At 46.3% G+C, this 24,237-nt stretch carries 16 protein-coding genes and 1 tRNA gene; 10 read left to right on the top strand and 7 right to left on the bottom strand.

The annotated features are described in order from the left end of the window. Window positions 1-37 precede the first annotated feature (37 nt). The 4 genes from rpoC to STSP1_RS04900 all read left to right on the top strand — a co-directional run bounded on the left by rpoC (window position 38) and on the right by STSP1_RS04900 (window position 5,487). A complete protein-coding gene (rpoC, locus tag STSP1_RS04915) occupies window positions 38-4,297 on the top strand; it encodes a DNA-directed RNA polymerase subunit beta' (RefSeq protein ID WP_085755283.1) in 4,260 nt (1,419 codons plus the stop codon). 67 nt (window positions 4,298-4,364) lie between these two features. Then, a complete protein-coding gene (gene rpsL, locus STSP1_RS04910; protein WP_077541405.1) occupies window positions 4,365-4,730 on the top strand; it encodes a 30S ribosomal protein S12 in 366 nt (121 codons plus the stop codon). Window positions 4,731-4,762: 32 nt separating this feature from the next. Continuing rightward, window positions 4,763-5,236, top strand: coding sequence for a 30S ribosomal protein S7 (gene rpsG, locus STSP1_RS04905; protein WP_085755282.1), 474 nt, complete (start codon window positions 4,763-4,765; stop codon window positions 5,234-5,236). A 176-nt stretch (window positions 5,237-5,412) separates the two neighbouring features. Continuing rightward, window positions 5,413-5,487, top strand: a tRNA-Pro gene (locus tag STSP1_RS04900). 35 nt (window positions 5,488-5,522) lie between these two features. Here the strand turns inward: STSP1_RS04900 and STSP1_RS04895 are convergent. From STSP1_RS04895 to STSP1_RS04875, 4 genes are all read right to left on the bottom strand, one after another. Then, a complete protein-coding gene (locus tag STSP1_RS04895) occupies window positions 5,523-5,996 on the bottom strand; it encodes a DUF2335 domain-containing protein (RefSeq protein WP_161491612.1) in 474 nt (157 codons plus the stop codon). A gap of 465 nt (window positions 5,997-6,461) precedes the next feature. Continuing rightward, window positions 6,462-7,451 carry a formylglycine-generating enzyme family protein gene (locus tag STSP1_RS04885; protein WP_085755279.1) on the bottom strand — a complete coding sequence of 330 codons (990 nt, stop codon included), beginning with the start codon at window positions 7,449-7,451 and terminating at the stop codon, window positions 6,462-6,464. Between the two features lie 116 nt (window positions 7,452-7,567). Further along, the gene (locus STSP1_RS04880; protein ID WP_085755278.1) at window positions 7,568-9,208 is read right to left on the bottom strand and encodes a sensor histidine kinase; all 1,641 of its coding nucleotides are present in this window, start codon (window positions 9,206-9,208) and stop codon (window positions 7,568-7,570) included. After that, on the bottom strand, window positions 9,209-10,354 hold the full coding sequence (locus STSP1_RS04875; RefSeq protein WP_085755277.1) for an aldo/keto reductase: 1,146 nt from the start codon (window positions 10,352-10,354) through the stop codon (window positions 9,209-9,211). 174 nt (window positions 10,355-10,528) lie between these two features. Here STSP1_RS04875 and STSP1_RS04870 point away from each other — a divergent pair, with 174 nt between their 5' ends. The 3 genes from STSP1_RS04870 to fba all read left to right on the top strand — a co-directional run bounded on the left by STSP1_RS04870 (window position 10,529) and on the right by fba (window position 13,525). Then, window positions 10,529-11,209 carry a 2-oxo acid dehydrogenase subunit E2 gene (locus STSP1_RS04870; RefSeq protein ID WP_161491611.1) on the top strand — a complete coding sequence of 227 codons (681 nt, stop codon included), beginning with the start codon at window positions 10,529-10,531 and terminating at the stop codon, window positions 11,207-11,209. Window positions 11,210-11,326: 117 nt separating this feature from the next. After that, window positions 11,327-12,397: an SO_0444 family Cu/Zn efflux transporter gene (locus STSP1_RS04865; RefSeq protein WP_085755275.1), complete on the top strand. Its 1,071-nt coding sequence runs from the start codon at window positions 11,327-11,329 to the stop codon at window positions 12,395-12,397. Between the two features lie 177 nt (window positions 12,398-12,574). After that, on the top strand, window positions 12,575-13,525 hold the full coding sequence (fba, locus tag STSP1_RS04860; protein WP_085755274.1) for a class II fructose-1,6-bisphosphate aldolase: 951 nt from the start codon (window positions 12,575-12,577) through the stop codon (window positions 13,523-13,525). Between the two features lie 65 nt (window positions 13,526-13,590). Here the strand turns inward: fba and STSP1_RS04855 are convergent, their stop codons facing one another. After that, the gene (locus tag STSP1_RS04855; protein ID WP_226997516.1) at window positions 13,591-15,036 is read right to left on the bottom strand and encodes a sulfatase family protein; all 1,446 of its coding nucleotides are present in this window, start codon (window positions 15,034-15,036) and stop codon (window positions 13,591-13,593) included. 42 nt (window positions 15,037-15,078) lie between these two features. Beyond that, window positions 15,079-18,186, bottom strand: a complete 3,108-nt coding sequence (locus STSP1_RS04850) for a glycoside hydrolase family 2 TIM barrel-domain containing protein (RefSeq protein ID WP_085755272.1) — start codon at window positions 18,184-18,186, stop codon at window positions 15,079-15,081. A 457-nt stretch (window positions 18,187-18,643) separates the two neighbouring features. On the opposite strand from STSP1_RS04850, the gene STSP1_RS04845 reads away from it, so the two are divergent. The 3 genes from STSP1_RS04845 to hcp all read left to right on the top strand — a co-directional run bounded on the left by STSP1_RS04845 (window position 18,644) and on the right by hcp (window position 21,084). Continuing rightward, on the top strand, window positions 18,644-19,060 hold the full coding sequence (locus tag STSP1_RS04845; RefSeq protein WP_085755271.1) for an RrF2 family transcriptional regulator: 417 nt from the start codon (window positions 18,644-18,646) through the stop codon (window positions 19,058-19,060). A gap of 10 nt (window positions 19,061-19,070) precedes the next feature. Beyond that, window positions 19,071-19,409, top strand: coding sequence for a cupin domain-containing protein (locus STSP1_RS04840; RefSeq protein ID WP_085755270.1), 339 nt, complete (start codon window positions 19,071-19,073; stop codon window positions 19,407-19,409). Between the two features lie 61 nt (window positions 19,410-19,470). Further along, complete coding sequence (hcp, locus tag STSP1_RS04835; protein ID WP_085755269.1) at window positions 19,471-21,084, top strand: hydroxylamine reductase; 1,614 nt, start codon at window positions 19,471-19,473, stop codon at window positions 21,082-21,084. A 134-nt stretch (window positions 21,085-21,218) separates the two neighbouring features. Here the strand turns inward: hcp and STSP1_RS04830 are convergent, their stop codons facing one another. After that, window positions 21,219-24,101: a choice-of-anchor X domain-containing protein gene (locus STSP1_RS04830; protein ID WP_226997515.1), complete on the bottom strand. Its 2,883-nt coding sequence runs from the start codon at window positions 24,099-24,101 to the stop codon at window positions 21,219-21,221. Window positions 24,102-24,237 lie beyond the last annotated feature (136 nt).

The following is a 24,237-nucleotide window of genomic DNA, read 5'->3' as shown; positions in this document are numbered from 1 at the left end:
AATCTTTGAGCCCTCTTAGTAAAGGAGCTACTGGGAAATGATAGAACCTGGTTTTGAAAAAATTAACAATTTCGACTCAGTAAAGATTACCCTTGCCAGCCCTGATGATATCAGGAGCTGGTCTTTCGGGGAAGTTAAAAAGCCTGAGACGATTAACTACAGAACATATCGTGCTGAGAAGGAAGGTCTGTTCTGTGAGAGGATATTCGGTCCGGAAAGGGATTACGAATGTGCCTGCGGCAGACACAAGGGCACCAAATTTAAGGGAATTATCTGCGAACGCTGCGGTGTTAAAGTGGCCCCGAGCCGTGTTAGAAGAAAACGCATGGGGCATATCACCCTCGCTGCTCCCGTTGTGCATATATGGTTCTTTAAGGCTATGCCCAGCAGGCTCAGTACGCTTCTGGGCTTCAAAACGAGCGACCTCGAGAAAATCGTTTACTTTCAGGACTATGTAGTGATCGATCCCGGGGAAACACCCCTTGAGGAAAACCAGCTGCTCAGCGAAGAGGAATACCGCGATGCAGTCAGCAAATACGGTAGAGAATTCAGAGCCTCGATGGGGGCAGAAGCAGTGGAAGAGCTTGTTGACAAACTCGACCTCGAGCTTCTAAGCGTTGAGCTTCACGAACAGATAAACAGCACAGGAAGCAAGCAGAAGATAAATGAACTCAGCAAGAGGCTCAAAACTGTAAACGCCCTGCGTGAGAGCGGCAACGACCCGCGCAATATGATTATGAAAGTTCTGCCTGTTATCCCGCCGGACTTAAGGCCGCTGGTGATGCTTGAGAGCGGAAACTTCGCAACAAGCGATTTGAACGATCTGTACAGGCGAATCATCAACAGAAACAACAGGCTCGCCAAGCTGATGGATTTAAACGCTCCTGAAGTTATTATTCGCAACGAGAAGCGTATGCTTCAGCAGGCCGTGGATGCACTGCTCGACAACAACAGGTGCAGAAGGCCGGTAGTGGGCAGCAACAGCAGAGCCCTTAAATCGCTTACTGACATGATCAAAGGCAAGCAGGGGCGTTTCCGTGAGAACCTTCTCGGAAAGCGTGTGGATTATTCTGCCCGTTCTGTTATTGTGGTTGGCCCGTGGCTTAAACTGAATCAGTGCGGACTGCCTAAGAAGATTGCACTTGAGCTTTATCAGCCGTTCATAATACGCAGGCTTCGTGAGAAGGGATATGCAGATACCGTTAAAAGCGCAAAACGAATGCTGGAACGCAGGGAAGACTGCGTATGGGATATACTTGAAGAGGTGATCTACCAGCATCCGATTCTTCTCAACCGTGCGCCAACCCTGCACAGAATGGGTATTCAGGCGTTTGAGCCTGTGCTGGTTGAAGGTAATGCGATTCACCTCCACCCGCTTGCATGCAAAGGCTTCAATGCAGACTTCGACGGCGACCAGATGGCTGTTCACCTCCCGCTCAGCAGCGAGGCGCAGGTTGAAGCGCATACGCTTATCCTCGCAACAAACAATATTTTTTCGCCGGCAAACGGTTCTCCAAACCTTACTCCTTCTCAGGATATTGTGCTTGGAAACTACTACCTTACCACTGTAGTAGCAGGCGAGAAGGGCGAGGGAATGATCTTCCGCGATACCTACGAGGCGATCAGTGCATACGACAGAGGTGTAGTTTCGGCTCATGCCAAGGTGAAGGTGCGTCTGCCCGACGGAAAAGAATTTATGGATGAAAACGGAGTCCGTGAGGGCGGTGTCGTAGAGACTACTGCCGGAAGGTGTCTTTTCAACGATATCTTCCCTGTTGAGATTCCGTTCTTCAATCTTCTGATGAGCAGCAAGCAGCTTGGAAAAGTGATCAGCGAGTGCTATCAGAGAATTGGCAGCGGTGCTACGGTTGATATCCTTGATGAAGTGAAGGATCTTGGGTTTAAGTATGCAGCTCTTGCGGGGCTCAGCTTCGGCATTACAGACCTGAAAGTGCCCGAAACAAAGATGGAGATCCTGGACAAGGCGCAGAAAGAAGTAGATAAAATCTCCGACAACTACTCAGAGGGACTGCTTACCGAAACAGAACGAAAGAACCAGATTATTGACGTTTGGACGCATGCGAGGATTGAAGTTACAAACGCTATGCTTGACAGCCTCCAGAGCGATACAAGAGACGGGAAGCCTTATCTCAATCCGATATGGGTAATGAGACACTCCGGAGCTCGAGGCAGTGTTGATCAGATTATGCAGCTTGCAGGTATGCGTGCATTGATGGCAAAGCCGAGCGGTGAGATTATCGAAACGCCCATTAAATCCAACTTCCGTGAAGGGCTTAACGTGCTTGAGTATTTCAGCTCTACTCATGGTGCTCGTAAAGGTCTTGCCGATACGGCACTCAAGACTGCTGATTCGGGCTACCTCACTCGTAAGCTGGCTGATGTTGCTCAGAATGTTATCGTTACCGAAGACGACTGCGGCACGCTTCAGGGCGTTACCAAAACTACAGTTTACAAAGATGAGGCCGTTGATATCCCGCTCAGTGCTATGATTGTGGGAAGAACGGCAAGAGATAACATTAAAGATCCGATCCGTGATGAGATGATCGTTGCGGAGAACGAGATTATAACACCGAAAGCAGCAGCGAAATTAGAAGAGCTCGGCCTTGATTCAATCAGGGTACGAAGCGCTCTGACTTGCGATGCCAGAGAAGGCGTATGTTCAAAATGTTACGGCTGGGATATGAGCAAGAGCCGCGAGGTGGAGAAGGGTATGGCAGTTGGGATTGTTGCCGCTCAGTCTATCGGCGAGCCCGGCACCCAGCTTACTATGCGTACCTTCCATACAGGCGGTATTGCCTCCCGTGCAGTAGTTGAAGACGCCCAGAAGGCAGCCAGAGGCGGTACTATAAGGTATCGCGATATCAAGTATGTTACTGTAAGCTCAGAGAAGGGCGAGGAATATGTTTGCCTGAAGAGAAAATCTGAGCTTGCTATTGTTGACGATAGAGACCGTGAGCTGGAGAAGTATCCTGTGGAATACGGCTACTTCATTCAGGTTAAGGACGGGCAGAAGGTGAAGAAGGGGCAGAAGCTCTTCCGCTGGGACCCCCACCGTATCCCGATTCTTGCCGAGGTTGACGGCCGGATTCGTCTGCACGATATAATTGAAGGCGAAACAGTTCGAATTGAAGAAGAACGCAAGGGACAGAAGCCGTATCCGGTGGTTATCGAACACAAAGGCGACAGGCATCCGCAGGTTGTTATCGAAGACGAAACCGGAAAGATTCTTGATGTGCATTATCTGCCGGCCAAGGCCCGAATAAATGTGGAAGATGGTCAGGAAGTGAAGGCAGGTGCGCTGCTGGCAAGACTTCCAAGAGCATCAGACGGCACGCAGGATATTACAGGCGGACTGCCTCGAGTTACGGAAATCTTCGAGGCGAGAAAACCGAAAGAACCTGCTGCAATGGCGGAGATTTCCGGCGTTGTCGAGCTTCAGCGTGAACGCAGAAGAGGCAAGATTACAATCACCGTACGAAATGAGCAGTCCGGCCTTGAGCGTGAGCATCATGTGCCAAGAGACAGGCACCTGAACGTACACGCAGGTGATACCGTGCAGGCCGGCGACCCGCTCACTCAGGGGCCGCTCGTGCCTCATGATATCCTGAGAATCAAAGGCGAAGAAGCCCTGCAGGGCTATCTGCTCAACGAGATTCAGAATGTTTATCGTGCTCAGAATGTTAAGATCAACGACAAACACGTTGAAATAATTATTTCCCAGATGCTTCGCAAGGTTGAGATTGATACCGTAGGAGACAGCGGTTTCCTCCCGGGAGAAGTGGTGGATAAAAGCGAGTTTAAGCGGGTTAATGCAGCGCTTGCAAACGAGCTGATCATTACTGACCCGGGCGATACCGATCTCAAAGAAGGCCAGAAAGTGAGCAAAGAAGAGCTCACAAAGGCTAACGAGAAGGTGGAGCTGCTCGTTGGCGAGCCGGCTAAGGGCAAACGCCCGCAGCCCGCTACAGCAAACACCCTGCTTCTTGGTATAACCAAGTCTTCTCTGAGGTCTGAGAGCTTTATCTCAGCAGCGAGCTTCCAGGAAACAACAAAAGTGTTGACTGAAGCTTCATTAAGCGGTAGAATTGATAAGCTACGCGGCCTTAAAGAGAATGTAATTCTTGGAAGGCTCATACCGGCCGGAACTGGATTCAAGGACTACGAGAAACTGAATGTGGTTTACAATGCCGAAGAGCCTGTACCTGAAGAGATCAAGGAAAGCAAGGATGCAGAGGCCGCTGCTGATGCAGCTATAAGGGAAGCTCTCGGGCTTTAAGCCTCTAGCCCCTTAACTGCGGTCTGATAAGAATGAAATATTAACAGTTTATTAAAGGTTTTTAATAATGCCCACAATCAACCAGCTGATTAGGAAGGGAAGGAAAAAGCCCTCCCGCAAAAGAATTTCGGATATCCGAGGATGTCCGCAGAAAAGAGGTGTGTGCCTTATAGTTAGAACGCAGACACCTAAGAAGCCGAACTCTGCCCTTCGTAAGATCACAAGGGTTCGTCTTACAAACGGCAAAGAGGTAACAGCGTATATTCCCGGCATAGACCATAACCTTCAGGAACACAGTACTGTTCTTGTCAGAGGCGGTCGTGTACGAGACCTTCCGGGTGTGCGTTACCACGTTGTCAGAGGCGCCCTCGATACTGCGGGCGTTGACGGACGTAAGCAGGGAAGAAGTAAGTACGGCGCTAAGAATAAGTAATTTTTGTTTTAGAATAAGGGATAAAGCACAGTATGGCAAAGAAATTTACAGCATCTGCAACTCAGCTTCAGGCTGATCCGGTCTATGGAAGTAAGCTGATTGCCAAATTTATCAATTGCCTTATGCTTGATGGGAAAAAGAGCGTAGCACGCAAAGTTTTCTATGATGCGATGGGTATTGTTGAAAAACGGATTAAGGATTGTCCTCCTAATGAGGTCTTCGAGAAGGCTATTGAAAATGTAAAGCCTGCCCTTGAAGTTCGCAGTAAACGTGTGGGCGGTGCGAGCTATCAGGTGCCTATGCAGGTTAAGCCAAACAGGCAGAGGGCTCTTGCCTTCCGCTGGATTCTCGACGGCATTAGGGGCAAGAAGGGCAGGCCTTTGGCCGAAAGACTCGCCGCAGAGCTATGCGATGCATACAAGGGCGAAGGCTCAGCTATGACAATGCGCACAAATGTGCACAGGATGGCTGAAGCGAATAAAGCATTTGCTCATTTCGCTTGGTAGAACTGAATATGAATATTCAAGCCCCGTCTGCATTCACGCCGGCGGGGCTTTTTCTTCCTCCCGTTTCATCTTGCAGAAAGATACTTTAATCCTGCGAGTTGAAAAAACATCGAAATTCTCAATTATAATCTTGAATTGAAAAAGGGTCTGTGTAAAATACCCCGTCTATTCAAAATCGGAGTGTAGCTCAGCTTGGCTAGAGCACTTGCTTTGGGAGCAAGGGGTCGTGAGTTCGAATCTCGCCACTCCGACTTATAAACAAAGCCCTGAAATCGTCAAATGGTTTTCAGGGCTTTTTGTCTGTCTGTTTCTTGTTGGGATTGGAAAATAGGACTTTTAGAGCAGGGGCGATTCCGGCAATGAAAGTGCCTGCTCCGCTGAGATTTCTCCCTTTATACAACAGGAATATGCTGCCTGTTATTGTTATAAATAGAATTATAAAGGCGAACACCTGACTGTTGCGGGTTGTTTGATAAATAAGATTTTGTTTCGTCCGGATGTATTCTGCTCTGTTTTTCTGCTCATTAGTTTCAATCTGATGTCTATGTTTGCTTTCATTCTGAGCCATCTGTACTATAGTTTTAGCTATTTCAGGCTCATATGCTCCAAGAACTTCAGGGGGAGGAATAGGGCCTTCGAAATGCTTGTGATGTAATTGAGCAATTCCACGGGTTGATTGTTCTTTATTTCTTGGTTGATTACTGGAGGGGTTGGTATTTCTGCGACTAGCCGGTTTTTGTTTTTTCTTTCTTCGGGTCATGGCTTGAATTCCTTTTCTCAGCAGCATTGCAGAGTGTGTCGCCTACTTTTTGAAAGTCTCCGCCTATAGCCTCCCATACGCTTTTGCTGTGAGCCGGAATTTTGCGAGGACGCTCAGGGATTTTGTCAGCAATAACGTTTGGGTAAATAAAAGCACCAAACATTGAAAAACTGCAGCTTATAAGTCGTATAAATGATTTTTTATTATTCTTATTTTTCATAATGATAAGTACTATATCAAACTAAATTTGTTTGTCAAATTAACGTATTACTTCTTTACAAGATGTTATTTTATTTAAAAATCAATTCCCAAGCCATTCTTTCATCTGGGAGCAAGGGGTCGTGAGTTCGAATCTCGCCACTCCGACTTACAAATAGCTTCCTAATAAACAAAAAGACCAGAATAAGAGATTTTACTTTCTCATTCCGGTCTTTTCTTAATCAGCAACGTTATAAAAACTGGTGTTTAATTTTCTGTCAGTAGCCATTGGCTTGAGAATATTGCCAAATCTTCAACATTTACCAAGCCGTCTTCGTTTAGGTCTGCTGCTAACGAAATAGCGGGCTCAGGTTCTGAGGCAACACGGAACCCAATATAGTCTTGTTCATTGCTCGGGTAGGTGTTGGTAATGTTGTTATCTCCGTCGTAATCAAAGTTTTGGCCATAGAAACTGAGATGGGACCCACCGCGCAGTAGTCGATTGGTCTGAACTCCATAATCGGAACTCAGAAATTCGCTGGTTTCTATCCACTCTGCTACATTACCCATCATGTCGAATGTGCCGTTCAATTCTTCGCTGCCGCTGCCTACGTCCCAAGGGCCTGGCGGTGGTGGGTCTTGGGGATAATTGACGGTGTAATTCCAGCCCGAACCGCTTTGACCATTGCCCAGATGTAACGACTCACCGGGCTTGGTCGCGTATGTCTGACGTTCCGTCCCATTCCAATATGCCGCCTTGATCCACTCATCGTGTGTCGGCAGGTAGTAAAACGCATCTTTATGGCGGTAGAGGTTCGTGCCGTTATCGGCTTCGGTGGCGCTCCAAGTGTCCAGTGCGTAGTCGCTCTGGCCCTTAGTGCCCGTAAATTTGTACGCCGCCTGGTAGCCCTTCGAGGTGTTAAGCCAGTTAACGAACTGAGCTGCCTCGTGCCAACTGACCTCGTTAGTCGGAACATTTGCGCCGCTCCAGCCGCCATTTTGATCGTAAGCGTCAGACGGATCGCCCGTAGGAGCTCCGTTGATGTTGACGAATTTGTTCCACTGGTCGTTCGTAATCTCGAATTTGCCCATGCGATAATCGCCATCGACGATGCCGTAACCGCTGTTTGGGTTGCTTTCTCCTGATATCGTCACAAAATCCATATCAAACTGATCGCTTCCAGTCCCAAAAGTATCCGCCCAAATAATACCAGATATGAAGCATAAACAAAAACCGATTGCTAAAAAAAATCTCATCTCTTCTCCAGAATAAATCAAATTATTTTTTCCGAACGACACCCATAATTCTACAACAATCTCCCTGTATTGTCAAGATTTTTTTTTGAGGCTTGCAAATTTATGCTTTTTAGGTCTTATTCTTCCTTGTTTTCCTCTTCCAGTATCACGGGGATTTCCAGATAGAAGGTTGCGCCTCTCTCAGGTTCGCTTTCAACGCCTATATTGGCTGCAAGCAGGTTGGCGAGTTCTTTAGATATAGCAAGTCCAAGCCCGCTTCCCGGAACCATCCTCGTTATAGACCCGTCGAGCTGGCGGAATTTGCCGAATATCGATTCCTGCTGGTCTTTCGGTATGCCGCAGCCGGTGTCAGTTACTGAGATGCGAACCGTTTTCTCATCGGCCATCATAACGTCCATCTTGATTTCACCCTCTTCGGGCGTGAATTTTATCGCGTTGCTGATGAAGTTGTAGAGTATCTGCTGCACCTTTGATGCGTCGGTCTTGATAATTGGAATCTCATCATCCACCTCCAGCTCAAGGCTGATATTTTTCTTCTGCACCATACCGTAGAAGAAGCTTACAACCCCTCTGCAGAGCTCGGGGACGCTTGTTTTATCTATCCTGAGCTCAAGCCTGCCGGCCTCAGCCTTGGCGAGATCGAGCAGATCATTTATCATGCTCAGAAGATTTCGCCCGCTCTCAGAGATATTCCCCGCGTATCTGGATATCTTCTCAGGCGAGCGGGGTGTATTGTCTCTGAGCAGGTCTGAGAAGCCTATGATTGCATTCAGAGGCGTTCTGAATTCGTGGCTCATATTGGCGAGGAATTCATTTTTCAGCTTGTTGGCCTTAAACAGCTCCACGTTTCTCTCAGAAAGCTCTACGATTTTCTCATCAAGCTGCTTATTTGCTTTTCTCAGCTTTTGCTGGCTGTCTCTGAGTCCGTCGAGCATTTGGTTGAAGCCTTCAGCAAAACGCTGATATTCGTCGTTGGTTTTGATTGAAGAACGGGCATTGATATTACCCTCGGACACATTGCTCACAAGGGCCCTGAGTTGTCGTATGGGGCTTAAAATTACTCGCTGAATGATAACGTAAACCGTGATTATCGCTCCGCAGCCTGCGAGGAAGCCGGCAAATATGATGCAGATCTTATTCATAAGCATCGTTTTGCCGCGATTCTCATCCAGCAGTTTCACAATCACCGCTCCAACAACCTGCTTCGGGTTTGCAGCATTGAGCTCCTGAATTGCATCATTAGAATAAACCTCCTCATTTGTAACGAGCCTGAGGAGATTATTGTACGCTTTGTCCTTCGATTCAGTCCTCCAGAAACGCATATTTGTTTCGCTGGATTCCCTTAGCTTTTGGATAATCTGCTTTTGCTTTTCGCTCAAATCGGCCTGCTTTTCCGCTTCAGCAGTGCGAAGGTCAACCCATCTTATAAAGCTTTCGCTCTCTTTGGTGTCTCTCAGTCCCTCCTGCTGAATATACTTTTCCGAAAAGTCTGAATTGCCCTCGAGTTCGTTTTTTATCACCAGCTTAGACACTGTAACTACGGTATCGTAGCCGGCTTTGTCTGCAAGTTTGTTCATCCAGAGGTAAGGAAAAAGAAGCGCAAGAGTAAGGATTACGATAATCGCAAGCCCAAACTGAAGCCTGCACTTGCTCGCAACGCTGTGCGGGCGAAGGTCAATGCTCTTGAGCATCAAGCGAAGCTGAATTTTTAGCTTTTTCCTCTGCCTGCTCTTTTCTCTTTGAGTCTTTTTTGCCATTTAAGCTTTCTGATTTTCGTTCTTGAGCTCTTCTTCGATCGTTTCGATATGCTCAAGCCTCTCTGTAATATTGAGGTGCTGGGTGCAGGCCTCTTCGCACCTTTTGCATTTAATGCAGTCTGCGGCTTCGGCTGCTCTGTCGTTGAGTATGCCCCATTCTCGGCTGAACTTGAGATCCTCTTTGAGGTCTTTGTCGCTTTTGTTTTCAATCAGTTTTCTGTTGTAAAACTGCATATATGAGGATACGGGTATGCCCTTGGGACATTCGCTGTCGCAGTAGCCGCAGGCTGTGCAGAGGTCGTTGAAGTTGTCGCTGAGCATATTAGCTATCTGCTCTTTCTGTTCCTTGCTGAGCGGTTTGCTTTCATCTGCGCACCGGCACGCCTGATCGATATGCTCTTTCGTTGTAAAGCCGTTTAGCGTAACGGTGATTTCAGGGCTTCCTATGCAGAATTTAAGAGCAGCATCTGTGGGAGATTCGCTTCCGCTTGAAATGAAGCTGAATCTCTCTTCGTGCTGCGGTATCATACCGCCTGCAAGCGGATTCATCGCAACTACCCCTGCTCCGCTGTTGTAAGCTGTTTCCACTGCATCCCAGCGGAACATAAAGTTCAGGATGTTTACGCCCACGAGAATCCCAGCGAAATCACGCTTCTCAAGCACTTTATTCAGCCTTTTGCCCCTGAGATGTGAGGAGACATTTATATGCCTGATTTTGCCCTGTTCTCTGCATCTCTCAAGGCCTTCAATCAGCCCGTCGGCCTTAGCAGCCTCGTCGTATTGATTCAGATTCCTTATGCACCATACATAGAAGAAATCGATATAATCTGTGTTTAGCCTTTTAAGGGCCTTGTCAACCTGCTCGATTGTATCCTTTGCAGAGCTCACCATCTGCGGCATAAGCTTTGAAGATACATAATACTGATCACGTATTGATTTAGTCCTCTTGCAGAAGTGGCCGAATATATCAAGGCTTTTGTCTTCGCAGTAACCCGGAGCTGAGTCGAAAAAGTTAATACCTTTATCCCAAGCATAGTCGAGGAGGTAGGAATTATCAGAGTTGCTGTAGTTCAAATCGAATCGCATTCCTCCGAAGCCTACTGAAGAAACCTTGTAACCTGTCTTGCCGAATGTTTTGTAAATCATATTTCTCCTTATAAATTTCTTAAGAATTGCATATTATTATATTTATTTCTGGCGCTTTTTAAATGAGCGTTTACAGAAATGCAAATTCCGAACCGTTTAATCAGTTTGCAATATATCGGCCTTTATGTACAATCTTTACTAATTGTTCAACTCTTTTATTTACACGGAAAGCATATGGAGAAAAGGGCACCTTTAACGAGAATACAGAATCTTATCGGCCAGCGGATGCTGCATTCAAAACGCACTATTCCTTCGCATTATATCAACAAAAGCGTTTGCACAGATTCCCTGAATCGTTTCAGGCGTGATTACGCAAAGGCATCCGGGGTGCGTGTTTCTACCAATGACATCTTTTTTGCTGCTGCTGCCCGGGGTGCTGAGAAGTTCCCGTTTATGCTTTCACGCGTAGAGGCTGAAAAAATAAGAATAGCCGATACGATAGATGTAAGCTTTGCTGTTGCAAGCAGGTCTGGGATATTATTCGTGCCCGTAATACGAGCGGTTGAGCTTCTTTCCCTTGCCCAGATTGCCGAGACGAGCGAAGATCTTACCCGCCGTGCCCGAGAAGACAAGCTCTCGCCCGAGGAGATGAACAATGCTTCTATTGCTCTGAGCAGTCTTGGGATGTATGGCATAAATTCTTTCGTAGCAATCCCTCCGGCAGACTCCAACGCTATTATTTCCGTGGGCAGGCCTGAAGCGGAGCTGGTGATGAAGGGAGGAAGGGTGGTTAGCCAGAAGAGGATGAATTTTTGCCTTTCTGTAAACGCTAAAACAGTTTCGCCCTTTTATGCGGCAAAATATCTCGCAAAATTTGCTGAATTTTTAGAAAATCCTGAAAAACTCGATGAATAGATCCCTGCCTATTTTTACCGCCTTTAGATAAAAATGCACAAACAAAACTCATTTACGTACTAACTCCTCGAAAAAAGTTTAAAGTTTTAATCTCAAAAAAACGAAAGAGGTGCATCTATGGGCTTTTTGAAAACATTTTTGAAAGATTTCTGGGATATTCTTGGTGAAATGTCGCCATATCTTATCCTTGGTTTTTTTATAGCAGGTCTTGTGTCTGTTTTTCTATCTGCTTCATTCGTTAGAAGGCATTTGGGCGGAGGGAGTTTGCCGGCTGTGTTTAAGGCTTCCCTGTTCGGGGTGCCGCTGCCGCTTTGTTCGTGCGGAGTTATGCCGGTAACGCTTTCGCTCAAGGAGGCAGGAGCGGGCAAGGGGTCTGCGGTTTCGTTTCTTATATCTACCCCCCAGACGGGGATAGACAGCGTTGCAGTTACATATTCGCTTTTAGGCCCTGTATTCGCAATTGTGCGTCCGGTTGCAGCCTTCATCTCCGGTATTTTCGGGGGGATGGCAGTGAGCATATTCGATAAGGAACTTGCCACTTCCGCAGACCAGCAGCCTGCGCAGCAGCAAGATAAAAGCAAGAATGAAAACACCGAAACTTACAGTCAGCAGCTCAAAAGGCTTGGGGCCGGAGGGGTGCTGAAGGAAACTTTCTCGTTCGGCTTTGCGCATCTGCCCCTAAAAACAGGCAGGGCTATGCTTATAGGGCTTATAATAGCTGCCCTGATTACAGTTATTGTGCCCGATGATTTCTTTGTTGAGCAGATTCAGCCCGGCTTTTGGACTCTTGCATTGATGGTTGTTCTGGGTATTCCGATTTACGTATGCTCCTCGGCTTCTGTGCCGATTGCGGCGGCTCTGATAATGAAAGGGCTTTCACCCGGAGCGGCGCTTGTATTTTTGATGACAGGCCCTGCAACCAACGCCGCATCTTATGCCGTGCTCTGGAAGCATTTTGGAGGCCGGTGCGCTCTGCTGTATTTCGGTTCAGTGGTGGTTTGTGCGCTTGCTGCGGGCATCATTTTAGACTACTTCACCTTTGAGGTGGGTATGAATGTGGCAGAGGCAGCAATGGCTATGCCCCCGGCATGGCTGAGGAACTCTTCTGCTGTAATTCTGCTTGCAGTTTTGCTTATAGGCACATTCAGAGACCTCGCTGCCGGCATAAAAAATAAGCAGGCTGAATAATTGCGATGTAATAACTTGCCCAGCACGAAAATAAATATTTGCAAGAGTCCAAAATATTGCCTGCTTGACAATAAACCCCGATTGAATAACATATCTCCTTTGTTTGAGCGCAGGGAGTCTGCGCTTTTTTAACGCAATTGATAAATTTAAGAATCTTTTAAGATAAAGGAGCGTGTAATGCCTCTTGTAACAACCAAAAAGATGTTCGATGCCGCATATAAGGGCGGCTATGCGATTGGTGCTTTCAACGTGAACAACATGGAGATCACTCAGGGTATTGTTAATGCAATCGCTAAAACCAAGTCTCCGCTGATACTTCAGGTATCCAAAGGTGCAAGGAAGTATGCGGATATGAATTACCTCAAGGCGATTATTGATGTGGCAGTGGAGCAGAATCCTGATATCCCGATTGCCATGCACCTCGACCACGGCGACAGCTTCGAAACCTGCAAGCAGTGTGTTGATGACGGCTTCACATCAGTAATGATTGACGGGTCTCACCACGAACTCGAAGAAAATATCGCGATTACAAAGAAGGTTGTTGAATACGCTCACGACCACGGCGTAGTAGTAGAGGCAGAGCTCGGGCAGCTCGGAGGCATTGAAGAGGATGTTGTAGGCGTTTCTTCTGATGACGTAATGAAACACCTTACTGATCCCGATCAGGCTGTTGAATTTGTAGAGAAAACCGGCGTTGACTCGCTCGCTATCGCCTGCGGAACAAGCCACGGCGCTTACAAGTTTAAGGAAGCTCCAAAGCTCGCATACGACGTGATCGAGAAGATCTCAGAGAAGATTCCGGAATTCCCGCTGGTTATGCACGGTTCAAGCTCAGTGCTCCCGGAATTCAAGGATCTGATCAATAAATACGGCGGCGATATGCCGGACGCTATGGGTGTGCCGGAGGAAGCTATTACAGAGGCTTCAAAGATGGCTATCTGCAAGGTTAATATCGATACAGACCTCCGTATGGCTCTTACAGCGAAGATTCGTGAAGTTTTCGCAACAAACCCAAGCGAATTCGATCCGCGTAAATACCTCGGACCAGGCCGTGATGCTATCGAGAATATGGTTCTCCATAAGCTTGAAGTTCTCGGCTGCTCAGGCAAAGCTGCTGAATGCAAATAAGCTGACCTCAGCAATATGAATTTAAAAGGCCGGTTTGTATAGCCGGCCTTTCTTATGCGCTGATGCTAAAGCTTTATTGGGCCGGGATGATTTATCTCAGTGGCGTTGTTTGCCGCCCCGGGAAAATCCCCTCTTTTGCCCATTTTACCATTGTGGTGAAGAGTGCCTCTGTCCGGAGTGGGGTTTTTCGGCACGCTGTCGCCGGTCTGCTTTTTCCATCTATCCAGCAGGCTTCGCATCTTATTCATAATCTCTTTGCAGGCAGGGTCTTTGGAGCGGTCGCAGAACTGGTGCGGGTCTTCACGGACGTTGAAAAGCTGCTCTTCGGGCTGTTCCTTCTTTGTAACCTTCATTTGATTTACAGTGAGCTTGCCCTCTTCGGCCGCCTTCCAGAATTCCTTCACATCATCAAAACCGTAGCTGGCGCTCTCCCCGCATACGTTGTATTCTCCCGGGTATGCGTTCCAGATGTAGAGCCAGTCTCCCGTGCGAACCATCCGTTCGTGAAGTTTATATACGTGCCAGTTCCTCTCGGCAAATGCAACATCCCTGCTCTGGTGCTGATGGTTGCTGAGCGTTCGAGCAAAGCTCACTCCCTGCACAGTTTCCGGCTTTTTCAATCCGGCAAGTTCGAGGAAGGTTGCCGCATAGTCAACAGAGCTTACCAGCGAATCTGTCCTTCCCTGCTTAACGCCAGGGCCTTTTATCAGCAGCGGCGTTTTAATCCCGCTGTCATACATATAATTCTTGCAGCGAATGAACGGCCGGCCGTTATCTGCTGTGTAGATAAAGTACGTATTCTCAAGTTCGCCCTGCCTTTTCAGCTCTTCAAGCACCTTTCCCGCATAATGATCTGTACGGCTAACCTCGTGGTAGTAGCCGGCAAGATTACCCCTTGCCGCAGGCCCATCGTACATCATCGGCGGGATATTCACATCTTCCCGCTCATACTTCGGCGCCTTATCATTTATCTGCCAAGCCCTGTGGGCATCGTGCGATGCGAACCACATAAAGAAAGGCTTATCCTTCGGCCTTCCCTTGAGCACATCCATCCACTTCTCAGAGCCGGAGGGGCGGGAATCAACCACAAGATCAAAGCCGAGCGATTCCTTTCTGCCCATGTGATTTTTGCCTGCAAGGGCTGTGTAGTAGCCGGCGTTGTGGAATTCCTGCATAAACGTATGCTGCTGCTTTGGCAGTGGTGTGTGCAGCTCAGGGGCGCCGGTGTTGTGCGGATAGCGGCCGGTAATAATCGAACACCTGCTCGGCGAGCAGGAGCTTATCGTAAGATACGCATTATCAAACACGAGGCTCTGCTTTGCCGCTCTGTCGAGATTCGGCGTTTTAACGTGCTGATTGCCGTAGAAGCCTAAATCGTGCGGTGAGATGTCGTCTGTGATGAAGAAAACGAAATTCGGCTTTTTCTTCTCAGCCCCGATGGCGAGGCCTGCCCCGAATGTAAGGGCTGCCGCCTGAAATCCCAGATTCCTCAAAAACGTTCTTCTTTTCAAAACAGTCTCCTTTTTATACAAAACTTATTTGGCATCTTAAACTTAAATACCCAAAGGCTCAATCCTATAACCAAATGAATACTCCCCGGGCTTCACCCTATACTGAGGCAAAGCCGGAAAATTCCCGCAGCTGGCATTCCCAAGGCCGCATTGCTTTAAATCAATATCCCAAAACACTTCGGGCTCGCGTTTGAGCTCGTATGTATGGTAGGCTTTGGAGAGATTCATATCGCTGTAATGAGCTACGCTGGTTTCAAGCATCTGCTTGCCGATAATCTTTACGCCAAAGCCGCTGCCATCAATAAGGCTCGCCCAGCGGACCCCCGTTTTATTGCCGTTCTCCTGAGGTACGGGGAATGAAACGAACTGCTCATCCACCGTGCCGGAGTAAACCCTTGCGAGAGTTCCGTTGTTTCTATCGGAGTAGTTATGCTGCGGCCCGCGGCCAAACCACTTAAAATTCTCAAAACCTTCCGCTGCGATGCATTCTGTGCCTATTTTCGGCAGAGAGGGCAGTTTGGAAATATAGTCGCCTGAGGCTCTTATGTCAAACTGAAAATCTATCAATCCGCCAGCCATAAGCGAGGCAGTAATTTTTGAATGAATAATGCCGCCTTTGCATTTCCCCAGCCTGCTTACTATAACCTTTAAGCCATCTTTAGAGCGTGTAATTTCTGAATTATTCAACCTCCATTCTATATTATCAAGGCCTGCCTTCTGCCATTTTGCGCTGTATTTTTTATTGCTTCTCTGTGATTTTGCGTAACCCCCGTCGTTGTCTGTGGGAGCGCGCCAGAGATCTTCTTTTGGCCCCCGCTTTAGAATCAGCTTGCCGTTTACCCTGTAATTTTCAAAAATCCCGCTTTTGTTAAGGGTGATCTCAGCATTGCTGCACTTGAAAACCTTATCGCTTCCGGCTTGCAAAACTTCCCATCCGCCGCTTTGCTCCGGTTCTCTCATCTCAGGTCTGAAGCCTGTTATGCTGAGCTGTTCTTTTACAATTGGCCAGCCTTTATCAGCCCATAGCTTATCTTCATGCAGGGCAATATACACATTGAGAAGCCATTCTTCTTTCTTGCTGAGGTTTGCTGCATCCACTGGAGTTTTCATTTCGCCTGTTTGCTGCGGAGGAATTTTCGGCAGTTCAAGCTCGCCGGATTTATAAGGTTTTCCGTTTTTGAGGAGCTCCCATTTCCCATCAAAGCGATTGAGATTGGTAAAGAAGTTTTTATTTTTAATTGCTATGCTGGCCTTGCTCTCATCCGCCCACGAAATTTCTGCGTTCTGATAGCAGTACCCAACTTCTGTGAGTTTTCCGGTAACCGAGAGGTCTGCAAGCACAATCCCGTTGAGACAAAAGTTTGCGCTGTGCTGCACCTCGCCGAAATCTCCGCCGAAGCCGTAATACTTCCGCCCGTCTTCTGTTTCGGTTAGAATCGCCTGATCTACCCAGTCCCATATACAGAAACCTGCTATTCCCGGGTACTGCTCCATAATTTTCACTGTTTCTTTCAGCCCGCCCATAGCATTGCCCATTCCATGAGCACCTTCGGTTCGGATATAGGGCTTGCCCATATCAGCTTCTCCGATTTGTCGGAAGGTTTTGTTGTCGTAGTATCTTCCCCTTCCCCCATTTTCATTTCCGCCTGCGATAATATCATACACTTTAGGCTCAGTATTGAAATGGTAGGAGGTGTGTCTTGTGCTGTCCATCTGCTTTGCAATATAATGCATCGCCGTCATATTCGGGCCGTTGCTTGCCTCGTTCCCAACAGACCAGTTTATCACGCTTGGATGATTCTTGTCCCGCTGTATCATTCGACGCATTCTTTTTTCGTGAGCGTTTTTCCAGACAGGGCTCGTAACAATCCCGTGTCCGAAGCTCTCAACATTTGCCTCATCAATCACGTACAGCCCATATCGATTGCAGAGACTGTAAAACTCCGAATTTGACGGAAAATGAGCCGTTCTAACGCAGTTTATATTGTACTTTTTCATTAGGCTGAGCTCCCTTTTCAGCCTCTCTTCGGTGATGTAATGGCCGTTTACCGGATCGTGCTCAACGCGGTTTACCCCTTTCAGCTTTACCGGCCTGCCATTTACAAGGAAAACCTCACCTTTGATTTCAATCTCGCGGAAACCGAATTCTGTAGAGGCTGTCTGAATTGTCTTTCCGTTTTTATTCAAAGCAACCGTAAGCGGGTAAAGGTTAGGGCTTTCTGCTGTCCACTTGTCAGGGTTTTCAATTGGAGCTGCAAGCACTACCTTGCGGGAATCAAGCCCAGAAATTACCGGAACTTCCTCTCTGAGCGTTTTGCCGGCAATTCGGCATTCAACAACCAGCCCCTTTATGCTTTCATCAGAGAAATTCCGAACTTTAGCTTCAATCGAGAATTCAGCATCTTTGTGATTTTTATCGAGCTTTGCAGAGGCAAAGTAGTCCCAGACAGCCGTTTCAGGCATTGAAAAAAGCCATACATCACGGTATATCCCGCTTAAATTGAAACCGTCCTGATCTTCGAGCCAGCTTCCATCGCACCATCTAAATACTCTGAGGGCGATTGTATTCTCCCCGTCTTTGATGTGTTCAGTGAGATTGAATTCTGCTGGCAGTTTGCTGTCTTGCGAATACCCTGCGAACTCACCGTTTATCCAAAGCTCAAAGGCCGACTCCACGCCATCGAAATGAACGAAAATCTGCCTGCCCTGCCAGCTTTGCGGAATGGTAAAAGTGCGTCTATAGCAGCCTGTTGGATTGCCGTAAGGAGTTTCAACAGCGGGAAAGGCCTCGCTGTCGAATGAGAGATAGCGGTTATTCCGGTATATCGGATTGCCCCAGCCCTTCATCTGCCAGTTAGAAGGAACTTCAATATCATCCCACCCGGAAACATCGTAACCTTGGCTGTAGAAACGCTTCGGGCTTTGCTCCGGGAGTTTTGTCCATTTAAATTTCCAAGAGCCGTTTAAGGATTTCTTAACAGCCTTACTGCTCTCAAGCGAACTGGCGGAATCAATATCTTCATACTGATAAGAAAATGCCCTTGCCGGCTCGCGGTTAATCTGCGTTATCTGAGGATTTTCCCAAAGCTGAGAACCTAAAGATGCAGATACAAAAATCAAAGACAATACGATAAAATTTGCTTTGCGCATATTTTTCCCTTTTATTTTAGATTAATATTCTTTCATTAATGTATGTTTTTCAAAAGCGGAAAATTACAATTTTTTTAAAAAATACATCCCACACCTCTTTGATAAGGCCATAATTACCAAAAGAACCTTGCAAAATAGAAGTCTGACTTCTAAAACGCAAGGTATTTGCAGGGAAAGAATAATTACTAATTGATTAAAGAAGCTCCTTAAAAACTTACCCGAATTTGCACATTGCCTCTGGAATGGTTTTGTGTGCTTTCGAGAAATTTATGAAGAGCACGGAAAATGATTACCCCTTGCCCCAAGGACAGTCTATAAGGCAGTTAGAATCCACTTAAGAGCAGTGAATTTTAGCTGATTTTAAGCGGGGCAAATCTTTTTCAATTTTTTTTCATTTTTTCCTTGAACATTTGCCAAAGTAGGACTAAAATAGTATTATATATTAAGGGAAGAAGATATGGATGTAATAAGAAGAAACACAGACTACGCTCTCAGGATAATGGTAAACCTGGCCTCAAATTATATGAAAGGGTCTAAAACCTCCCGTCAGCTTTCTCAAGAGGAAGAGGTTTCCGGCCAGCTAACAAGCAAACTGCTTCAAACTCTCAAGCGTGCGGGATTTGTGAAGAGCACTATGGGAGCAAAAGGCGGCTTTGAGCTGGCCAAGCCGCCTTCCGAGATTGCGATGCTTGAGGTTGTGGCTGCTGTTCAGGGGCAGATTACGCTGAACAGATGCGTTCTCGGGAAGGATAAATGCCCGAGGCAGGGGAGCTGTCCCATGACAGCAAAGCTAAATTCGCTCCAGCAAACAATTGAGGCAAGCCTTAGAGATGTATCGATGGAAGATCTTGCCGAACTTGTGATAGAAAATTAAAGGACTGAAAATGATAATTACAAAAACAAAAGATACTCCGCTCACCGAAAACCCGCACAATGTTAAGGCTCAAAAACTTTATGATAAAACCACAGCCCAGATAATACAGCTCACCCTTGAGGAAGGAGAGTCTCTTCGAAAACACATAACGCCAGTTGACGTAGCATTTTATGTACTGGAAGGCAATGGTTTAGTGGAGATAGGCGAAGAAAGCTTTCAGACAGAAAAGGATGATCTTATAGAAAGCCCCAAAAACATACCGCACCGCTGGATAAACAACACCGAAGGAAAACTGCGAATACTCGTTATAAAAGCCCCCGCCCCAACAAGCGCAACCAGAATCCTGTGATCTCAGGGGCTGAAAATTACAAGCTCATATAAATTTCAGTTATATTTGAAAGGATTGCATTATGTTTTGTTATCAATGTCAGGAAGCCCTCGGAAACAAGGGCTGTAACAGGAACGGAATGTGCGGCAAAAAGGGGCCTACCGCGGATATGCAGGATCTGCTTATCTATACGGTTAAAGGCGTTTCAGTTGCAGCGGAAAAGGCAGGCCGCTATGATGAAGAAGTGGTTGATTTTGTACGAAAGGCCCTTTTCACCACTGTTACAAACGTGAGTTTCGATGACGAGAGGATCCTCGAAACAGTAAAGAAGGGGTTAGCCCTGAGAGACAGAATCATCAGCGAAGCCGGCCTCGACTGCGGCTCTTCAGACGTGCTTACTTGGAACTGCGGCAGCGAGGATGAATTCCGCGACAAGGCCGATAAGGTCGGCGTTTTGAACACGGAGAATGAAGATGTGCGTTCTCTGCGTGAACTGCTCACCTACGGCGTGAAGGGTATTGCTGCCTACGCAGACCATGCGGCTGTGCTGGGATACTCAGACCCGGCAGTGAATGAATTTATGATCAAAGCTCTGGCCGCTACAACTAAAGACATCTCTGCTGATGAGCTCACCAGTATGGTTCTGGCGGCTGGGAATAATGCCGTTTCAGTGATGGCATTGCTTGATAAGGCGCATACCGAAACTTACGGCAGCCCTGAGATCTCTGAAGTGAATCTTGGAGTAGGCCAGAGACCGGGAATTCTGATCTCAGGCCACGATATGAAGGATATGCAGGAGCTGCTTGAGCAGACCGAGAACACCGGCGTGGATGTTTACACCCACGGCGAGATGCTCCCAGCCAACTACTACCCCGCCTTCAAGAAATTCGACCATTTCATCGGCAACTACGGTAATTCATGGTGGGCTCAGGACAGCGAATTCGAGGCGTTCAACGGCCCGATACTTATGACAACAAACTGCCTTGTCCCTCCGAAAGACTCATACAAAGACAAGGTGTTTACAACGAGCGTTGTGGCGTTCCCCGGGATGAAGCATATTCCAGACAGACCGGAAGGCGGAAGCAAAGACTTCTCCAAGATTATTGAGATGGCCAAGCAGTGCGGGCCCCCGAAAGAGCTCGAAACCGGCAAGCTTGTGGGAGGATTCGCTCATAATCAGGTAATGCAGCTTGCAGATAAAGTTGTAGATGCGGTTAAATCAGGCGCTGTGAGAAAGTTTGTAGTGATGGCAGGCTGCGACGGCAGGCACGATACAAGAAACTACTATACCGAATTCGCAAAGCAGCTCCCAAGCGATACGATAATCCTCACTGCCGGCTGCGCTAAATACCGCTACAACAAACTCGACCTCGGCGATATCGGCGGAATACCGCGCGTTCTCGATGCAGGGCAGTGCAACGACAGCTACTCACTCGCCCTGATCGCCCTGAAGCTCAAGGAAGTGTTCGAGCTAGAAGACATCAACGACCTGCCGATCGTGTACAACGTAGCATGGTATGAGCAGAAGGCGGTTACAGTGCTGCTGGCTCTGCTGGCGCTGGGCGTGAAGAACATACACCTCGGCCCAACCCTGCCGGCATTCCTCTCCGAGAACGTGGCGAACGTGCTCGTGGAGAAATTCGACATCTCACCAATCAGCACCGTGGAAGAAGATATGAAAAAGCTTGTCGGCTAAAACCGCAGCTATATGTACAAAAAGCTCCCCACACTCGGGGAGCTTACTTTTTTTAGGCCGAGCTTAAAGTTTCCTTCGCAGTGTAAAATAAGCTGTTATCGCGTTTTTAATGGGCTATTCCTCTGAATTTCTAATTACCAATAATTTGCAAAACTGGCGAAATCGAGAATATTAACTTGTCCGTCTCCGTTTTCAGGAGCCACATCTGAAATAGACTCTTCCGATTCGCAGAGCCATTCTTCCATCAGAATAGTTAGGTCAGTGATATCAACTTTACCATCCAAATTTATATCACATTCAATAATGCTATATTCTTCAAATACCAGCGGATCTGCTCCATTGTCCGTTTCCCATTTGTCATTTCTACCATCATCATCTGTATCGATCTTATCAGGTCTTGTATGAAGTTGATATTCTTCAATATTCGTCAATCCATCTACGTCTATGTCTCCTTCTGTGTCATCAACCAGCGGGTTCAAGCCATATCTGATTTCATATCCATCAGCCATTTGGTCTTCATCTGTATCCTTTTCAAGTGGGTTAGAATCCTGCTCAGGTTCATAAGCTAACCGCTCACCGCCATAGCCGATTTCTTCCAGATCTGTTGCACCATCATTATCACTGTCCGGATCATTTATTTCTGTCCCTACAGAAAGCTCGACACTGTCCGGCACGCCATCTTCATCAGTATCCTTTGGTTCAAAATCGCTCAGCAGATACTTTGCAGTTATGTAAGAATCAAAATCTGCCACTGTTAGACCGTCAGAGACAGAGATTATTTCACCAAACATAAACTTATAAGGCCCGTTAATTCCTGCATCCGTAATCCTCTCAGAACTTACTTCCGCGGAAATTATTCCTTGACCATTGTCAAGAGAAATCGCTCCAGAATTTATTTCTGCGATAATTACATCGTTGCAATCTTTAACATTTCCTGTCAGTCTGTATTCTCCGCTTTTATAAACCTCTACCGGCACATCAAACCGCAGGCAATCAAAGAATCCATTTGCGTCTTTATCAATGCCGGAATCTGTAATATCTCCATCAATGCTAACTGAAGGCTCTGAAACATTGAAGCTGGCGTAAGAAGTACGTTCGTACGCAGTCCCATCAGAAGCTTTACACAATACATTATATTCTCCAGTTTGCGATCCAACGGTATAAGCTCCGCTGAAAACACCATCGTTTGAAGTTTCATCTGCTCCGCTTCCATCATCCAGCAGCGCAACCGATTCTAAGCTGCCGTCAGGGAGTATTACTTCTGTTTCAAGGCTTGCTCCTGTTATATTTCCTGAATTATCTCTCAACTCGGCAATTATATCAACCGTCTCACCTGTATTGCACCAGTTCTGAACAAAGAGATTTAAGCTTAAAAATTCATTCTCAAAGATATTTATTCCATACTTCTGTGTTTCGGAAGTGCTGGTAGAAAGATTAACTGTCCACTGCCCGGGTTCAGGGTTTGCAATTTCGTAAAAGATGTTACCGTTATCGGTTGTATAGGAAACGTCTGAATTTGTGTTGTCTTTTGTTATCGTTTGACCCGCAGGAGTCTGAAGAGATAAATCATATACTGCATTTGGATCTGTTCCGAAACCTTGGATCATTGCTTTTGAAGAACCGCTTAAGACAAAGCTTTCAGAGACAGGCTGAGACGAACTGAAAGTACCATTAAATCCTTTAACATAATATTGCGGAGTCTGCTCTTCCATAGGCTTAAGAGATTCAGCTTCCAAAGTAACATAAGGGGCGTCATAACCAAGCCATCTGATTACCTGATTTAGAACTTTAGGGTGTTTATGGCAGGATTTGTGGTCAAGTCCAGAGTTAAAAAAGTCTGAGATATCAACTTCTTTTTTCTTTAAGTTAAAAGTTATGTAGCTATAAGAGAATATATTTCCTTTTGCTGAATTCTCAGGCACGCACCCGTCACTATCAGATGAATACGGATAAAAACCAGAGTAAAGCGATGCTTTTGACGTTTCTTTTAATGTTTCAATGAGTGAATGACCGCATTTAAGAAAAAAAGAGTTTTGTACAGATTTGTAATTACTGCTGTACGTGCTGTATATCGGAGTTTCTGATTTATATTCATCGTTAAACCCGTTCAAATAGCTTGTAGTCAAACATAATGATGCTTCATTGATATCCCAAAATATACCAAAATTACTGTATGTTGCTGCCGAAGAAACTTCTGCGATACTGGCTATGTCTCCCAGTGGAGAACCTGTATGCGGCGTTTGAGCACAGAATATTTTCAATACCTGAGATTCATTTTTGCATGCGTATTTTCTTGAGATCAATCCGCCCATGCTGTGCCCGAAAAGATGAATCTTAACATCTTCCGAAAGGCCGGAATCGCTTATTTTCTGCTCTATAAAATCTTTCAGCTTTTTGTAATTCCAATCAATAGTTTTCTTTCCATGAAGAACTTTACTTGCATCCCAGCAGGTTATCCTCTTATCCTCCTCATCAAACCATTCTTTAACAGAAGCGACAAGACCCTTTTCCTGTTCATCTTCTTCGGATTCCCAATAGCTTTCATCAATCCCGTCGCTGACTGGATTCCCAGCATAGCCTCTAACGAGAACCATTATAATTTCAGGTGTAACTTCCTTCGAAGCAGCAATTGTATCACCATTGAATACATCCTCCTGTAAAACATACTTGTAAGGTTTATTGAGTTGTGATAATTCCAATTTATCTTCATAGGTTCCGCCATCAAATTCGCCTAACGAAACTTTTGTTCCAGCTCTTATATCTTTCCTGAACAGTTCAGAATTAACGCAAGACAGACTCTCAACAGTAACAGTGCCATCCCAATTGTTGGTTGCCGAAACCGTTATCGCATTTCGATTGTTGATTGTGAAAATATTTGAATCACCGTAACCAACTTGAGTTAAATTTCGGTTATCTATAGTGAAAATATTTGAGTCGCCATAACCCATTAAAGCAAATACATTGCTGGCGAAGCAGGCCGATATAAACAAACAAAAATACAACTTACCTGACTTCATAATCAGCTCCATTAAATTTAATTTTCTTACTTTCATTTTCCGTGCTTTATCCCAACACGAAGTTATTATTTAATTATATTCTCCGTTTACTCCGATTTCTCCGCTGTTAAAGTTTTATTACTGAGCCTATCCGCCT

The sequence above is a fragment of the Sedimentisphaera salicampi genome (assembly GCF_002117005.1).
Taxonomy (GTDB): Bacteria; Planctomycetota; Phycisphaerae; order Sedimentisphaerales; family Sedimentisphaeraceae; genus Sedimentisphaera; species Sedimentisphaera salicampi.
The sequence above is the reverse complement of the archived record's forward strand: the minus strand, read 5'-3'. Positions and strand labels throughout refer to the sequence as shown.

Bases quoted from the DNA above. Each gene is read 5' to 3' on its own strand.
- rpoC (WP_085755283.1), top strand. From the start codon at position 38: ATGATAGAACCTGGTTTTGAAAAAATTAACAATTTCGACTCAGTAAAG.
- rpsL (WP_077541405.1), top strand. From the start codon at position 4,365: ATGCCCACAATCAACCAGCTGATTAGGAAGGGAAGGAAAAAGCCCTCC.
- rpsG (WP_085755282.1), top strand. From the start codon at position 4,763: ATGGCAAAGAAATTTACAGCATCTGCAACTCAGCTTCAGGCTGATCCG.
- STSP1_RS04895 (WP_161491612.1), bottom strand. From the start codon at position 5,996: ATGACCCGAAGAAAGAAAAAACAAAAACCGGCTAGTCGCAGAAATACC.
- STSP1_RS04885 (WP_085755279.1), bottom strand. From the start codon at position 7,451: ATGAGATTTTTTTTAGCAATCGGTTTTTGTTTATGCTTCATATCTGGT.
- STSP1_RS04880 (WP_085755278.1), bottom strand. From the start codon at position 9,208: ATGGCAAAAAAGACTCAAAGAGAAAAGAGCAGGCAGAGGAAAAAGCTA.
- STSP1_RS04875 (WP_085755277.1), bottom strand. From the start codon at position 10,354: ATGATTTACAAAACATTCGGCAAGACAGGTTACAAGGTTTCTTCAGTA.
- STSP1_RS04870 (WP_161491611.1), top strand. From the start codon at position 10,529: ATGGAGAAAAGGGCACCTTTAACGAGAATACAGAATCTTATCGGCCAG.
- STSP1_RS04865 (WP_085755275.1), top strand. From the start codon at position 11,327: ATGGGCTTTTTGAAAACATTTTTGAAAGATTTCTGGGATATTCTTGGT.
- fba (WP_085755274.1), top strand. From the start codon at position 12,575: ATGCCTCTTGTAACAACCAAAAAGATGTTCGATGCCGCATATAAGGGC.
- STSP1_RS04850 (WP_085755272.1), bottom strand. From the start codon at position 18,186: ATGCGCAAAGCAAATTTTATCGTATTGTCTTTGATTTTTGTATCTGCA.
- STSP1_RS04845 (WP_085755271.1), top strand. From the start codon at position 18,644: ATGGATGTAATAAGAAGAAACACAGACTACGCTCTCAGGATAATGGTA.
- STSP1_RS04840 (WP_085755270.1), top strand. From the start codon at position 19,071: ATGATAATTACAAAAACAAAAGATACTCCGCTCACCGAAAACCCGCAC.
- hcp (WP_085755269.1), top strand. From the start codon at position 19,471: ATGTTTTGTTATCAATGTCAGGAAGCCCTCGGAAACAAGGGCTGTAAC.
- STSP1_RS04830 (WP_226997515.1), bottom strand. From the start codon at position 24,101: ATGAAGTCAGGTAAGTTGTATTTTTGTTTGTTTATATCGGCCTGCTTC.